Origin of the sequence: Thalassospira sp. MCCC 1A01148, from assembly GCF_001613795.1 — a bacterium.
Lineage (GTDB): Bacteria > Pseudomonadota > Alphaproteobacteria > Rhodospirillales > Thalassospiraceae > Thalassospira.
Genome location: NZ_LPVZ01000008.1, coordinates 1 through 14,576 on the forward strand (window position 1 = coordinate 1; position 14,576 = coordinate 14,576).

Below are 14,576 nucleotides of genomic sequence, written 5' to 3' on the forward strand. Positions count from 1 at the left end.
CGTTGAGGGCCCGTAGCTCAGTTGGTAGAGCAACTGACTTTTAATCAGTTGGCCACAGGTTCGAATCCTGTCGGGCTCACCAATTCAAAGCCCCTGGAACCCAGAAGTTCCGGGGGTTTTGCATGTCCGGGCTTTGGCACGCATTTCCCGGCAAAGATCACCAATACCCAACATGGCTTGTTTTGCCTCAATGGCTGATGCCCGAACGGGAAATCAGGGCAAAAAACGTTGTGGTCACTTTGTTGCGATTGCATCGCAATTCTATTTGCTGTAAAGAATGCAAATCAGTTTCAAACGCACCAGAGCCGGACGTCTGGTGATGATCAATTTTGTGATCGGGAAAGTTACATGTCTGACCCAGTAAATTCATCTGCAGCATCCGTGGATGCGCAATCCCCGCTTTCTTCCGACGGCGCACAGGCAGATGGTGCCGCTGCGACCGGAACGCTCAATGCGGACGGCACTGTTATGGTCGATCCCGATACCGGACTTGCCATTGATGCGACAGCGACAACCCAGTCCAATGGTCTTTTGGGGGATTTCACCAGTCTTCCGGTGATTGAACAAGTTGACCGGGCCGGTGTGGTCGGTTGGGTGCTGGCGGCGATGGCGCTGATCGGGCTTGTGGTGTTCTTCTACAAGCTTGTCGGTTTCTTGCGTCGTGGTGTGTTTGCCGATGGCTTCGTAAAGGATGTCGAAAATCATCTGTCATCCGGGAATGAGGCAAAGGCAGCCGAACTTCTGGCGCGTCGTCGTCATCCGGCGGCCCGCATCGGCCTGTCTGGCATGACCTTGCCGGTCAACTCGGCCCAGGATCGCGAAGCGGCATCTGATTTGATTGCCGCCCGTGCGCGCAAAGAGATCGATGGTCTCAATGGTGGTCTGCGCATCATGTCCGCCATTGCCGTGCTGAGCCCGCTTTTGGGGCTGCTGGGCACGGTTATGGGCATGATCGAGGCGTTCCAGCGTATGGAAGGGGCAGGCAGCCGTATTGATCCCTCTGTGCTGTCTGGTGGTATCTGGCTTGCGCTTCTGACGACCGCTATTGGCCTTGTCGTCGCGATTCCGGCAACCGCATTCCATATGTGGATGCAGGGCGTGATTGGCCGGGCAGCGGCGACCATGGAAGATGTCTGCACCTTGGTGGTCAATCGCGGTGAGCTGGCCCAGAAGTCGCTCAGCCGCGTATCGAACCTTACCGAACTGCGTCACGCCGCCGAATAAACACCGTCTCCGGAAGTCGACCCATGCAGTTGCGCGAACGTAACAGCGGTACATCGCCGATGATCGGTCTGACCCCGCTGATTGATGTTGTCTTTATCCTGTTGATCTTTTTCATGCTGGCCTCAAGCTTCCTTGACTGGAAGGGCTTCGAGATGTCGGTCAGCATCATTGAAGGCAGATCCACCAGTCAAAGCGACACCCGCCCGATCACGGTCGAGGTTGATGTCAATGGTGGCCTGTCGATCAATGGCGATGCTGTTGCGCTGTCCAATCTTGCGCCCACGCTTTTGCGCGATCATGAAGGATCGCCAGTGCGGCTGCGCCCGGTGAACGGTGCCAGTCTGCAACGATTGGTCGAGGTTATGGATACGCTGGGCCGGGGTGGTGTCACGGATGTGGAGTTCATTGAATGAAGCGCCGCATCCATATTGCTGAAGATGGCCCGGTTCAGGAACCGATGTTGCCCTTGATCAACATCGTCTTTCTGCTTTTGATCTTTTTCATGATTGCCGGAAGCCTGCAAAAGCTGGGCCCGTTCGAAGTTGATCCACCGGCCAGCCAGACCGCCGAAGGCCAGCCCGAAGACACCATTGTCCTGTGGTTTGGTAGCAATGGTGAAATTGGCATTGATGATCTGACGGGCGGACTTGATCGCCTGTCGTCAATGTTGCCAGCCGATTACATCGGTCGTCCGGTTGAAATCCGTGCAGACCGTGAAGTTGAGGGTGCCAGGGTCGTACACCTTCTGGCACGCCTTCAGGAACTTGGGATCGAAAAGGTCCAGTTGATGACGGCCATGCAGTCGGGACAGGAATAGGATGTCCAAGCGTGTTGACCTTTTGATTGCAACCGGTTTGACCGGCCTTGTCCTGACCGGCGGGATCGTGCTTGCGATGCCCGACCCGGAGCCATCCGGCTGGGGCGGGGCAGGGGCCGTCCAGAGCATCAGCATTTCGCTTGGCGCAGGGACGGCCGAGACTGGCGAGGCCGAGACCGATACAGAAAGTGCCAATGCGGTCGATAGCACTGCCGCCGACGTTCCCGAAGAAATCGTCGAGCCTGAACAAGAACAGGAACCTGAGCCGGAAGTTGCGCCGGAACCGGTTCCCGAGAAAGTGGTTGAGCCTGAATCTGAACCAGAAGTGATCCCGGAGCCCGAGCCTGAGCCTGAGCCGGAATTCGTTGAAGAACAATCCGAGCCAATACCAGAGCCAGAGCCAGAGCCGGAACCCGAACCCGAGATTGTCGAGGAACTGCCAGAGCCGGAACCGGTTGTTGAAGAAGTGGTCGAACCGGAGCCCGAGCCAGTCGTCGAACAACAACTGGCAGAGGTGCTGCCTGTCCGCAGGAAGCCGAAACCACCTGTCGAGCAGCCTGTGACGCCGGAACCGGTCAAAATGCCTGAGCCGGTCGAAAAGGCCGCCCAGCCAACGCCGCAGCCCTCCGGGCTCACCAACTCCGTCAAGTCGGACGGCACGACGGGTGAAACCAGCCAAAATCAGGCGGCAAGCTCTTCAACCGGGAGCGGCGGTGGTGCTGCAAGTCAGGCAATGATGGTTGACTATCAGGCATCGGTTCTGGAGATGTTGGCGCGCTATCGCGAGTATCCGGAACGCGCCCAACGCCGGCGGATCGAGGGGGAAAACCGCATTCGTCTTGTCATTGCACGCGACGGTACCGTGCTTGAGGCGAGCATGATCAGTTCAAGCGGATCAAGCATTCTGGATCGGGAAACCGAACGCCTTATTGAACGTGTGCGGAAATTCCCGCCATTCCCTGACGAGATGACCGAAGAGCAGGTTATCTGGACTGTTCCGGTGAACTATCAGCTTCGGTAAAAATGAAACCGCCAGCTTTTCCAGGCTGGCGGTTCTTGTGTTCCCTGTCGTCCCTTAGTCCGGGATTTCATCATCTTGCCAGTGATATTCCAGCGGTGCTTCACGCCATGCGAATTTGTCCAGATGGACGATGATGATGCCCTTCATCTTTTCAATGCCTTCAGCCGTGTGTGACTGGCCTGTAAAGGTCAGACAATCGTCTTTGGCGGTGATGATGCAAAGCCCCATGGGAAAGGCGACATCTCCTGTGGTTTCGCGCAAATCGACATCAACCTTGTGGGCGAAATGCTTGCAGAGCTGCACAAGATACTTGGCAGCCTTATCGGTCTTGACCGATCCTTTTGTGGTGAACATCTGACGATCTCTCGGTTTGTTTTTGCGCGAATTACTGCGATGAAGCGGCGTTCAGGCCCACCCAGTACACACCGTTGAGGTCGACGGCCTGAAACTGCTCGAAAAAGGTCGCAAGGGCCGCATCGGGATCAAGGTCAGCATAGATGTCTGGATGCATCCACTTTGCCATGGCCTGCAGGGCAAAGACATTGATCGGATTGTTATAAACGTGATGCCACACGGAATAGACCTGTTTGCTTTTCACCGCACTCAGAAGCGGCAGGCCGGTGCGTTCCATGCTGTGTGCCAGGGATGCGCGCCCCTGATCGGCACTTGTGTTGGCACCCAGTACAATACGCCTTGAATTGGCCTCTGCATCCAGCCCGGCTGATCCGATGGCGGTGGTGATATAAATGTCCGGATCGGTATAGATCACCTGTTCGGCAGAGACCTGACTGATCACGCCGGGAATGATGTCAGCAAAGATGTTCTCGCCACCGGCAAGGGTGACGAATTTACCAATCATCTCATTGCCCATGGCCTCACAGCAATTCTCGGCAAGGCCAACCCGGCTTTCCAGAAAGACACCTGGCTTCTTGGTGATTTGCGCTGTGCGTGAGGTGACCTTCGAGAGGTTTTCCTCATAGAATTTCACAAAGGCTTCTGCCTGTTCTTCCTTGCCCATCAGCTTGCCAAGAAGGCGGATGCTTTTGGGCGTATTTTCAAACGGTTTGGCCCGGAAATCGATCATTACGACCGGAATGTCTGCCGCGCCCATGACAGACAGGACTTCATGGCTGGTCGATCCCGGTCCGTGACCACCCGACATACCAAAAATTGCCACATCGGGTTCGACCGTGACGGCCTTTTCGACAGAGAAGGTTTCTTCGTTGCGGCGACCCACCAGCGGGATGTCATCAATCTCGGGGAATTTTTTGCGATACTGTTCGAAAGAAGCCGGATCAAGCGATTTGAATTCGCCCATCATCCCGGCAATCCAGCGTACCGGGTTTTTCGGGTCCAGAATGCCGATAGAGGGCAGAAAACGCCCCTCGCCAAGTATCATGTGTTTGACCGGGACCTCAACGGTCACTTCGCGTCCCGAAACATCGGTCAGTGTCACGGTTTCACCGGCAGATGCACCCATCGCGCACATCATGCTCGCTGCGGCAAGGCTCAGAAGGTTTCGAAATTTCATGTCAGGCAATCCTGATCGGTTGTCATGCAGTGTGCTTTAAACGCCAAAACGGGCAGCACGCCCTGTGCTACCCATTTCGGTTGGATGTCTTTGCTGCGCGAACGCCCTAGAAATCAACTTTCGCCGACAGCAAGAAGGTACGACCCGGTTCGTGGAACGGCTCGCTAATGCGTGAGCTGTCATAGCCGGTCGTCGCGCGGTCGATATAGTCGCGATCAAAGATGTTCAGCGCATCCACACGCAGGGTTACGGCATCGTTCAGTACTGCCGGAACCCATTCGGCATAAAGGTTGGCGACGACATAGCTATCAAGCTTTTCATTGCCGCTGTCTTCCGGGCGGTCATCGGAAAGCGCGAACTCGGAGCTACCACCAACACGCAGGCCATACTCATCAAAGCTATGCCCGGCATCAAAGTTGAAGATGTCGCCCATGATTACACCCTGATAGGACGCCTCTGTACTTAGCGGCACACCACCATCGGTTTTCACAGTGGTGTGCGAGTAGGTCAGGCGCGCAAAGCCCGGACCATAGTTGTACTGTGCGGACAGATTGACACCCCGGGTGTCGAGATCGACGGTCGAATTACGCGTCGCACTCGACAGATCGTGAGATTCATCAATCAGGTTGTAGAAAAGGTTCCCGTCCAGCGTCCAGTCATCAAGCACCACGCGCGAACCGATCTTGGTGTTATAGGATCGTGACGGCGCAAAGCCGGTATAATCCCAGTTGTCGCTGAAGTTATAAATTGCAGACTCACCGAGCGGCAAACCACCAAACGTCGTACCGGCACCACCATAAACCATAACCTGATCGGTCACGTCGAATTCGGTATTTGCATTGCCGCTCAAGCCGAATTCAGAGAAATCTTCGCCAGTCAGGGCGTCAAACCACTGCTGATCAGCACGACCGCCAAACGATACACGCCACCGATCTGTCAGCGACAGGCGGGCTTGTGAAAACGCGCCAATATCGGTGGATGTTTCCGAATACGTCCCGTTGCGTGGTGAACGGTTGTGATAGCCGGTTGCTTCATCGCGATAAAAATCAATGCCGGCCGTGATCACACCATCATCAACTTCGAAATTGTTGGCGGCCTTGCCGTTGATCGACTGAATGTCGGATTTGACATGATAGAAATTCGGGCCGCCCTGAAGTGCCGGAATGTTCAGGACCGTGCGGCTATAGGCAAGGCTGAGTTCCGGGGCAAGATTGCCGCTCGGCATTTCATCGACATAACTCACGCCAACCGACGTATCGCGATAGGACAACCATTGCGGCGAGGCACCGTTTGCAAGAACCGCAAAGTTCGGTCGGGAAGGGCGGACACCTTCGTCTTCCAGATGGCTCGCAAAGGCTTCGAAACGGCCACCGTCATTACCGGTAAAGGCAAACTTTCCCAAGCCGCTCTCGCTGCCATCTGCGGTGCCAATGGCTTCGTCGCCATCGCCGTCCTTGTAGTTGCCCTGGTTGCTGTTCTTGAGATACGCCAGTGCCTCATAACCACCTGATTGACCGGCAACGGTCAGCCATTCGGCAAAGCCCTTGGTGTTTGAGTTGTACTGCACCTTGCCCCAGCCGCCGAATGTCTCATTTGCATCCAGAACGTCGCGGGCATCGCGGGTTTCATAGGACATCGACCCGCCCAGCGCGTGCGGACCGGCGTCTGCCGGGGCGACACCGGATTCCACATCAACCGACTTGAGCATCGCCGGGTCAATGATCGCCGTGCCGATATGATGGAAGCTTGAATCCACCTGGCGCGCGCCGTCGATCTGAACATTGAGTTTGGTGTTCTCAATCCCCTGAACATAGACCTTCTGGACAATGGCGGTCGGCCCGCCAACTTCCACAGATGCATCAGATGAAAATACATCTTTGATGGTCTGCGGATTTTTACGGTCCAGCTCTCCCTGACCAATCGAAACCCCACCCGGAAGGCTTTGCGCCGAACTGGCCGATGCCGTGACTTCTACTGTCGGGGTCACGGTTTCGGTTTCATCGGTGTTTGCATCCTGGGCATGGGTGACTGTCGGCAGAACCGGCAGGGCAAGACCAGCAAGGATGGTCGTACGCAAAAGGGCGCTGATCCGGAGTGTTGAGATTTGCGCGGGTAACTGAGGCATGTTCATTCCCTGAGAAATATAATTGCAAATGCGAATGATTGTGAATATTATTTTCGCAGGCGGGAGCGCAACAGGAATGATGTTTGCCAAATCGCCGGACATGTTTGCGAAATCGCCAGCATGTTTGCGCAACGGCCCTATTTGGTCGTTTACATATGTTCGGGGATGCTTTGTGAATTCAAAACACAGGAGAGGTTTGTGGGGGGTAACAGTGCACCGACAGATAACGCGGCGTGACTCTATTACCAGCCGACAATTGGAAGAACTGGGCACCCGGATCAAGGCGACTGAGGGTTCAACGACCGATAGTGGCTCCTTGATGAGTGGACGTATGTCTTTCAGCAACTCGCCGTCCTTTTTGAATATTCACACGTCGGATACGGTCGATATGAAGGACGCCATCGCCAAGTATGAGGTGAAGGCAGCCGTCAAGGTCGCGATTATTCTGAAAGGCCGTCTTCAGGCGGAGTTTGACGGTGTGCCCATAGATCTTGATGCGCGCGACCATCCGGTCGGTTTCATCTGGGCTGTGCCCAAGCCGTCCTCGGTTCGGCGCTTTATTCACAAGGGCAGTGAACTGAGCAAGGTGATGATTTCGGCGCGGTATGACTGGGTGGTGGGGCAGCTACTTGGCAAGTCGCCGGAGCGTTATCAAAAAATAACCGGGTTTTTCAAAAACGGCATATCTGTGCGCAGCTGGAAGCCATCACGTAGGGTGCTTGCCCTTGCTGACCAGCTGATTTATCCGCATGCGACGGATCCAATCGTGCGCGAGCTTTATAAAGAAAGCCGGGGGTTGGAAATTCTGGCCGAGGCGATTTCGGCTATTCAGAACGGCACAGAAGGTGCCGCCACGCATGTTCAAAGCGCGGAGCCTGATGCTCTGGATCGCCATCAGCGCGCACAGGAAATCCGTGATTATATTCTCTCAAGCGATCCCGACGCGCAAACCCTGCCGATAATTGCCGCAGCCATTGGGATAAGCGTGACAAGCATGCAGCGTATATTCAAGGATGCCTACGGCATGACTGTCAAAGATTTCATCCGCGAAAGTCGCCTTGTTGCTGCACGTGACGCGATGGAAAAGGATGGTTTGACCATTGCGCAGGCAGCGTGGATCGCCGGATATAAAAGTCCGGCCAATTTCGCAACTGCGTTTAAACGCGTGTTTGGCATAACACCGTCCGAGGCGCGCGATCGCTAGCCAGCAACGCCCCGGACCGGAAGCATTTTACGATGTTAGTCTGGTGATGAAGGCATCAACATCGGAGCGGAGTTGTTCCGAGTTCTGTTTAAGTTTCCGCGATACTTCCGAAACGTTTGAGGCAACCGAGTTCGTCCGGGCGGCTGTGTCATTGACGGACTCGAGGCTGTTGTTTACGTCGCGGTTGGCCGATGACACGGCATTGATATTCCCGCTGATTTCGGTGGTTGCTGCAGCTTGTTGTTCGACTGCAGCCGAAATCGCCGTGACCGCCTCAACAATGTTACCGATTTGGCCAGCAACGCCATGAATGGCTGTAACAGCGGCAACCGTGCTTTGCTGTACATTATTGATTTGGTCTGTGATATCGCCGGTTGCCTTGGCTGTCTGGTTGGCAAGGTTTTTGACCTCACTTGCGACAACGGCAAAGCCTTTGCCGGCTTCGCCCGCGCGGGCAGCCTCGATGGTGGCGTTTAGCGCAAGCAGATTGGTCTGGCTGGCGATCTTGTCGATGAGCTCAACCACAGTGCCAATCTGTTCGGCAGCGGTGTTCAGCGCCTCAATCGTTTCTGATGTCTGCTGAACGGAGTTTTCGACATCGTTGGAGATGGTCGATGCGCGTGAAACCTGGCTTGAGATTTCGCGGATCGAACTATCAAGTTCTTCCGCGGCACCCGCCACAGTCGTCGCGTTATCAGCTGATAGCTCTGCCGCATTTTTTGCCTTTTCAACCTCGCCTTGGGTTTCGCCCATGCTTGCGATAAGGCTTTCCGAGGCGTGCGACATATCCTGTGCCGAGCTTGAAACAGCGGAAACAACCGTTCCGATGGTTTTTTCAAACTCGTCTGACATGTCCTGAAGTTTGTTGAAGTAGGTTGTCTGGGTTTCTTCGTAATAGACCGTAATGGCCATTTCGACATCGACCAGCAATGCATTGGTACTGGCGATCAATATGGTTGGAAGCTGCGAATCACGGGCGAAGTTCTTGCAGAGAACAGCGGTGATTTCACCGAGCATGAAGTTATAGGCCGAAACATATGATTCCGGGGTCAGGCCGATCCGTTCATGGGCTTTGCCGATCCGCCGGACATCATCATAAAACGATTGATCGAAGTCCCCCTCAAACAGCTTCGCCCAGTGTTTCCTTTGGGCATTCTTGAGGCGCTCAATATTGGATGGATCGCCAATAATCTTGGCCAAACCTGCGTCACTCATCACACGTCGATAGAATTCTTCAAGCATGACCGGAAGGTTTTTTTCGATAGCAGGCCACGCACGCTTGAGCTGTTTGATTTTGGTTTCATCAAGCCCAATGAAGTCGAGACGTCGTTTTAGTTCAGGATGTGTCACTTTCTGTACCCCCTCAAAACCGGCAAGCATTTCGAATATTCAAAATGACCTGATTAACTTTAGGTTGGGGCGAGAGGGTTTAGTTGAACTGTACGAAAGCTTAGGTTTATGTGATTTATTTCACATAGAACTAGATAATAATGCATCGAAACACACGCATAAGGAGAAAGTAGAGAAAAAATTTCTCATTTCCTGATCTGTCGCGTCATAGAGCTGTTTATACCTTTGGCTAAATGGAGGCTTCTATGCCAATCAATGCCACGCAGCTCCGTACGCTTGTCGTCAAACCGGTTCTCGCAGAGCTGGGACTGTCAGCACCAGATGTTGCTGAGAACCTGATCATGGGAACCGCTGCCCATGAAAGTCATCTGGGGGATTACATCGCGCAGGTTGGTGGTGGCCCGGCTCTGGGCATTTTCCAGATGGAACCGGCAACACTGCATGATTGTTATGAAAACTATCTCGATTACCGGGCGGATCTGAAAGCCAAGGTCGATGGTTTTCTGGCAGCACAGCCGGCAAACCCCGATGGGACCCCTGACAAGGACGCCCAATTGGCGACCAATCTGGCCTTTGCCACAGCATTGTGTCGCATCCGCTATTATCGCGCACCGGCGGCAATGCCATCCGATCCAAATGACGTTAACGGACTGGCGGCCTATTGGAAGCAATATTACAACACGCCACAGGGGGCCGGTACGGTTGAACAGTTTGTCGCGGATTACAATCGTTACCTTGGATCGTGAAAACTCCGGCATCGGGCAAACGCCAGCTTTCCGTAGCGTAATGAAAAAATATTTCCTGATTTCGGCAAAAATAGTGGAAAACAACAGCTGTTTTGGCCAAAATCCCCCTCCGTAGGCTGGTGGTTACGCAAAAAACCACCAAAATAGAATAATCCAGGGGGATCGAAATGAAGCGTCGTCAGTTCCTTAAAGGGGCCGGACTGGGTGCAGGTGCGGTTGCTGCTTCGGTTGCAGCGCCGGCTGTTGTATCTGCGCAGGAAACGCTGAATTGGCGTATGGTGATGCCATGGCCAAAAGGTACGCCGGGCCTTGGCACCAATGCCGAGAAATTCGCCAGCATGGTCAAAGAGATGTCGGGTGGTCGCCTGAACATCACCATTTATGGTGCGGGCGAACTGGTTCCGCCGTTCGAATGCATGGATGCGGTCGAACAGGGCGTGGTCGAAATGGCCCACGGAACTCCTTATTACTGGCAGGGTAAAAATCCGGCACTCAACTTCTTCTCGACCATTCCCTTCGGTCTGACCGCATGGGAGCTTTCAAGCTGGATCCGCTTTGGCGATGGCCAGAAGCTGTGGGAAGAAGCATACGCCGAATTTAATGTCGTGCCGTTCTATGCCGGTAACTCGGGCATGCAGGCCGGTGGCTGGTTCAACAAGGAAATCAATTCCCTTGATGATCTGCAGGGCCTGAAAATGCGCTATGCCGGTCTTGGCGGCGAAGCCATGCGCCGTGCCGGTGCCAACGCCACCATGATCCCCCCGGGCGAAATCCTGCCGGCGATGCAGTCGGGCGCGATTGATGCGGCCGAGTGGGTTGGTCCGTGGAATGATATGGCGTTTGGCCTGTATCAGGTTGCCAAATACTACTACACCCCGGCCTTCCATGAACCGGGCCCGGGCCTTGAAATCTTTGTTGGCAAAGACAAGTTTGACGCGCTCACGCCGGATCTGCAGGCGATCATTCGCTTTGCTGCACAGGCGATTGCCGAAAACACCCTGGCCGACTTTACCTTCAACAACATCCAGTCATATCAGCCACTGATCGACAAGGGTGTTGAAGTCCGTCAGTTCCCCGATGAAGTCATCATGGCGCTGGCCGAACATTCCAAGGCCGCAGTTGATGAAATCGCAGGCCAGAACGATCTCGCGGGCCGGATTGCGACCAGCTACCTTGATCTCGTCAAGAAAGCGGCGCGCTATGGCAAGGAGTTCGAGGCCACTGGCCTTATGCATCGCGCAAAGGTCTGGGGCTACTAAGTCCGGTCTATAAATACGCTTGAGCCGAAAGGTTCGAACCCATTCAGGGGCTGTCATTTGGACAGCCCCTGTTTTTTTTGAGCTTATGGTTGAAGATTTGTTGATAAAATGTCGATGTCATGCGCCGAGTGCGATGCAGCATCCCGCAAACATGAATTGTTGCGAACGGCAAAAAACGTAACTTTGGAGCCTATCAAGGTTACGAAATTATCTTCGTGAACGTTTTACGCAAAATTTTACCAATATTGGGAGCCCCACAATGAAACGTCGCGCGTTTCTGGGCGGTGCAGGCGTTGCCGCAGGTGCATTTGCCGCCACCGCTGCCGCACCGGCCATCGTCAAAGCCGATGAAACCATCAACTGGCGCATGGTTATGCCCTGGCCGAAAGGGACGCCGGGCCTTGGTGCGAACGGGGAACTGTTTGCCGAGCGTGTCAACAAGATGTCGGGTGGTCGCCTGAACATCACCGTTTATGGTGCAGGTGAACTTGTTCCGGCCCTTGAATGCATGGATGCGGTCGAGCAGGGCGTTGCCGATCTGGCGCATGCCACCCCGTATTACTGGTTTGGCAAGGACCCGGCTGTTTCGTTCTTTACCACCATTCCGTTTGGTCTGATGGCGTGGGAACTGTCCGGCTGGCTGCGTTTTGGCGGTGGTCAGGCACTGTGGGACGAGCTTTATGCACAGTTCAACGTCAAGCCTTTCCTGGCAGGTAACACCGGGCTTCAGGCCGGTGGCTGGTTCAACAAGGAAATCAATTCCGTTGATGACCTGCAGGGCCTGAAAGTCCGTTATGCCGGGATCGGTGGCGAAGCCATGCGTCGTCTGGGGGCGACCCCGTCGCTTCTGCCGGCCGCAGACATTCTACCTAGCTTGCAGTCCGGCGCAATTGACGCGGCCGAGTGGGTTGGTCCGTGGAACGACTATGCCTTTGGTCTCGCATCTGTTGCCAAATACTACTACACGCCGGCATTTGCAGAGCCGGGCTCTGGCATTGAGGTCTTCATCAACAAGGACAAGTTCGCCGAACTGCCCGAAGACTTGCAGGAAATCGTTGCCGTTGCCGCACAGGCCAATGTCGACCAGACCCTGTCGGACTTCACGTTCAACAACGTCCAGTCCTATCAGGCGATCCTTGATAAAGGTACCGAGATCCGTCACTTCAATGATGACCTGATCAATGCCTTTGCCGGTGCAGCCAAGGAAGCGGTTGAAGAAATCGCAGGCAAGAGTGACCTTAACGGCCGCATCTATGCGTCGCTGATGGACTTTGCCAAGAAAGCCGCCCCGTACGGCAAGGAGTTCGAGGCAACCGCGCTGAACCAGCGCGCCAATGTCTTTGCCAACGGCACTTACTAAGCATTCCAGCCGTCAGGCGACTGGACTTAAAAGGCCGGCTCCTTCGGGGGCCGGCCTTTGGTGTTTCGGGTATCTGTACTAAACAGGTACTAGTCCAAATCCATATGCGGAACGTCCAACGGAAAGAACGAACGGAAGGGCCGGCCATCATCGATACAACGCGCAAAGGACGGGCGTGCCATCAGACGATTGCGGTAGGCATGAAGATGTTGATGGCTTTTATCAATCGGGTGGCACCAGTGCGCGTAAAACAGGTGTGGACCTGCCGCGCAATCGGCGAGCGTAAATTCATCGCCAATTGCCCATAGACGATCCTTCATCCTCTCATCAAGCCAAGCATAGGACGTGTCGAGCATGGCCCGCGCTTTGGTGACACCATATGGATCTTTGTCGTTGGTCGATCGCATGGCATCAATCACAAACTTGATCTGCGGGGTTTAGACATAATTGTCGAAAAATCGGTCCATGAAACGGGTATCAAGCGCACTATCGGCATCCTGCGGGACCAGACGACTATCACCGTGATACTTCTCATCGACATACTCGACGATGATGCTGCTTTCGATCACTGATCGCCCCTGATCGACGATCACCGGCATCTTCTTGATCGGCCAAAGGGCGCCGAGTTCCTGCATGATCTCTTCATTCTGAAAATCAATTTCGCGGAATGTGAAATCCAGCTCGTGCTCATAAAACGCTATCAGCGCTTTCTGACAATATGACGAGAAGTGATGGCCATAGAATGTGATCGACATTTTCGCCTCGCACGGTGGTGGATATAACTGATTGCATAATGCAACTGGTTGTCTTCTATCAAAACCGATCCTATTTTGCAACCAGTGCAAAGCAGGAAGGCAAAAAATGGATCAGCACCGCTCGGGTTGCCCGATTAATCTGACACTTGAAATTCTGGGCGACCGTTGGAGCCTGATCGTTATTCGCGATGTGATGTTTGGCAATCGCCGCCATTTTCGCGAATTGCTGGGCGATTCCGAGGAAGGCATTGCTTCAAATATTCTCTCGGCAAGGCTCAAGCGTCTTGTGGCGGAGGGGCTTTTGTCAAAGTCGTCCGATCCAAGCCATTCACAGAAATCTATTTACAGTCTGACAGAACCTGCAATCGCTTTGGTTCCGCTATTGGTGCAAATGGGGGCGTGGGGGCGGCGCTATATGCCGGTTTCAAAGGAGCTGTCCATTCGCGCTCAATTGCTTGAAGAGGGCGGACCAGCCATGTGGCAAGGTTTTATGGATGAATTGCGCCATATCCACCTTGGCGCGCCTGCGCCTGACAAATCAGTTCTTGAAGAACTTCAGGCAGCCTACCAGCGTGTGGTCGCCGAGGAAGCCGCATCGACCTGAGACCGGGCAAAAGAAAAGGGGGCCGCAGCCCCCTTGTCAAACGTCTTAAAATTGTTCTTTGCCACCCGGTCAATGCACCGTTGGCGCATTCGGGGCGGCGGGCAGGTCAAAGGTGAACCTGTCCTGATCTTTAAGCTCTTCATTCGCGGCACGTTTGACCAGTTCGGCGGCCAGAACCAGGGATGTTTCAATCGTCCATTTAAGTTGTTCGACCGCACCCTCGTTCCCGGCATTCAGGGCCTCGGGCAGGATGCGTTCCTGCAGGAATTTGGCAACACCGGCAAAGGCGCGTGCGGCACTTTCGCAATTGTTGCGTTCGACCATGAAGCGGCCGCTTTGTTCGATCGCATCGGAAATCCCGGCCAGATGGCCCATCATGATGCGGATTTCCGGATCTTCGGTCTCGGTTTTCTTGGCAACAAACCGCAGGATGCCAGCGTAAAAGCCATAATCAGAAGCCATCTTGCCCACGCTTTCCTTGATCTTTGGTCTCAAATCGATTTGCGCCGTTTTAGACAATAACGCCGCCGTGGTATAGTCCCCGATCAGAGTTTATCCTAACCGCCTGATTTGGCGGCCG

The 14,576-nt window shown here is 54.3% G+C and carries 16 protein-coding genes and 1 tRNA gene; 10 read left to right on the forward strand and 7 right to left on the reverse strand.

Annotated features, from left to right (window positions below):
* The first annotated feature begins 6 nt into the window (after nucleotides 1-6).
* From AUQ43_RS02460 to AUQ43_RS02480, 5 genes are all read left to right on the forward strand, one after another.
* Nucleotides 7-82 (forward strand) — tRNA-Lys (locus AUQ43_RS02460).
* Nucleotides 83-348: 266 nt separating this feature from the next.
* The gene (locus AUQ43_RS02465) at nucleotides 349-1,224 is read left to right on the forward strand and encodes a MotA/TolQ/ExbB proton channel family protein (RefSeq protein ID WP_062954056.1); all 876 of its coding nucleotides are present in this window, start codon (nucleotides 349-351) and stop codon (nucleotides 1,222-1,224) included.
* A gap of 23 nt (nucleotides 1,225-1,247) precedes the next feature.
* Entirely contained in the window at nucleotides 1,248-1,637 is a 390-nt protein-coding gene (locus AUQ43_RS02470) for a biopolymer transporter ExbD (protein ID WP_062954057.1), read from the forward strand.
* A complete protein-coding gene (locus tag AUQ43_RS02475) occupies nucleotides 1,634-2,041 on the forward strand; it encodes a biopolymer transporter ExbD (protein WP_062954058.1) in 408 nt (135 codons plus the stop codon). Before AUQ43_RS02470 ends, AUQ43_RS02475 begins: the two co-directional genes overlap by 4 nt.
* 1 nt (nucleotide 2,042) lies before the next feature.
* Nucleotides 2,043-3,062: an energy transducer TonB gene (locus tag AUQ43_RS02480; protein ID WP_062954059.1), complete on the forward strand. Its 1,020-nt coding sequence runs from the start codon at nucleotides 2,043-2,045 to the stop codon at nucleotides 3,060-3,062.
* A gap of 54 nt (nucleotides 3,063-3,116) precedes the next feature.
* On the opposite strand, the gene AUQ43_RS02485 is transcribed toward AUQ43_RS02480, so the two are convergent.
* The 3 genes from AUQ43_RS02485 to AUQ43_RS02495 form a co-directional block, all read right to left on the reverse strand.
* Complete coding sequence (locus AUQ43_RS02485) at nucleotides 3,117-3,416, reverse strand: DUF2218 domain-containing protein (protein ID WP_062954060.1); 300 nt, start codon at nucleotides 3,414-3,416, stop codon at nucleotides 3,117-3,119.
* Between the two features lie 31 nt (nucleotides 3,417-3,447).
* Complete coding sequence (locus AUQ43_RS02490) at nucleotides 3,448-4,593, reverse strand: ABC transporter substrate-binding protein (protein WP_062954061.1); 1,146 nt, start codon at nucleotides 4,591-4,593, stop codon at nucleotides 3,448-3,450.
* A gap of 106 nt (nucleotides 4,594-4,699) precedes the next feature.
* Nucleotides 4,700-6,718, reverse strand: a complete 2,019-nt coding sequence (locus AUQ43_RS02495) for a TonB-dependent receptor domain-containing protein (protein ID WP_062954076.1) — start codon at nucleotides 6,716-6,718, stop codon at nucleotides 4,700-4,702.
* 331 nt (nucleotides 6,719-7,049) lie between these two features.
* Here AUQ43_RS02495 and AUQ43_RS02500 point away from each other — a divergent pair, with 331 nt between their 5' ends.
* Nucleotides 7,050-7,922, forward strand: a complete 873-nt coding sequence (locus AUQ43_RS02500; protein ID WP_232310559.1) for a helix-turn-helix transcriptional regulator — start codon at nucleotides 7,050-7,052, stop codon at nucleotides 7,920-7,922.
* Nucleotides 7,923-7,949: 27 nt separating this feature from the next.
* Here AUQ43_RS02500 and AUQ43_RS02505 read toward each other — a convergent pair whose 3' ends face one another.
* Complete coding sequence (locus tag AUQ43_RS02505) at nucleotides 7,950-9,272, reverse strand: globin-coupled sensor protein (RefSeq protein ID WP_062954078.1); 1,323 nt, start codon at nucleotides 9,270-9,272, stop codon at nucleotides 7,950-7,952.
* Between the two features lie 245 nt (nucleotides 9,273-9,517).
* Between AUQ43_RS02505 and AUQ43_RS02510 the strand changes: the two genes are divergently transcribed.
* The 3 genes from AUQ43_RS02510 to AUQ43_RS02520 all read left to right on the forward strand — a co-directional run bounded on the left by AUQ43_RS02510 (nucleotide 9,518) and on the right by AUQ43_RS02520 (nucleotide 12,637).
* Complete coding sequence (locus AUQ43_RS02510) at nucleotides 9,518-10,018, forward strand: hypothetical protein (protein WP_062954062.1); 501 nt, start codon at nucleotides 9,518-9,520, stop codon at nucleotides 10,016-10,018.
* 167 nt (nucleotides 10,019-10,185) lie between these two features.
* Entirely contained in the window at nucleotides 10,186-11,277 is a 1,092-nt protein-coding gene (locus AUQ43_RS02515) for a TRAP transporter substrate-binding protein (RefSeq protein WP_062954063.1), read from the forward strand.
* A 259-nt stretch (nucleotides 11,278-11,536) separates the two neighbouring features.
* Nucleotides 11,537-12,637: a TRAP transporter substrate-binding protein gene (locus AUQ43_RS02520; protein ID WP_062954064.1), complete on the forward strand. Its 1,101-nt coding sequence runs from the start codon at nucleotides 11,537-11,539 to the stop codon at nucleotides 12,635-12,637.
* An 89-nt stretch (nucleotides 12,638-12,726) separates the two neighbouring features.
* On the opposite strand, the gene AUQ43_RS20405 is transcribed toward AUQ43_RS02520, so the two are convergent.
* Complete coding sequence (locus AUQ43_RS20405) at nucleotides 12,727-13,056, reverse strand: glutathione S-transferase family protein (protein ID WP_198157136.1); 330 nt, start codon at nucleotides 13,054-13,056, stop codon at nucleotides 12,727-12,729.
* An 18-nt stretch (nucleotides 13,057-13,074) separates the two neighbouring features.
* Nucleotides 13,075-13,392: a glutathione S-transferase family protein gene (locus AUQ43_RS20410; protein ID WP_198157137.1), complete on the reverse strand. Its 318-nt coding sequence runs from the start codon at nucleotides 13,390-13,392 to the stop codon at nucleotides 13,075-13,077.
* Nucleotides 13,393-13,498: 106 nt separating this feature from the next.
* On the opposite strand from AUQ43_RS20410, the gene AUQ43_RS02530 reads away from it, so the two are divergent.
* Nucleotides 13,499-13,996: a helix-turn-helix domain-containing protein gene (locus AUQ43_RS02530; RefSeq protein WP_062954065.1), complete on the forward strand. Its 498-nt coding sequence runs from the start codon at nucleotides 13,499-13,501 to the stop codon at nucleotides 13,994-13,996.
* A 69-nt stretch (nucleotides 13,997-14,065) separates the two neighbouring features.
* Here AUQ43_RS02530 and AUQ43_RS02535 read toward each other — a convergent pair whose 3' ends face one another.
* A complete protein-coding gene (locus tag AUQ43_RS02535) occupies nucleotides 14,066-14,458 on the reverse strand; it encodes a hypothetical protein (RefSeq protein WP_062954066.1) in 393 nt (130 codons plus the stop codon).
* Nucleotides 14,459-14,576: the final 118 nt, after the last annotated feature.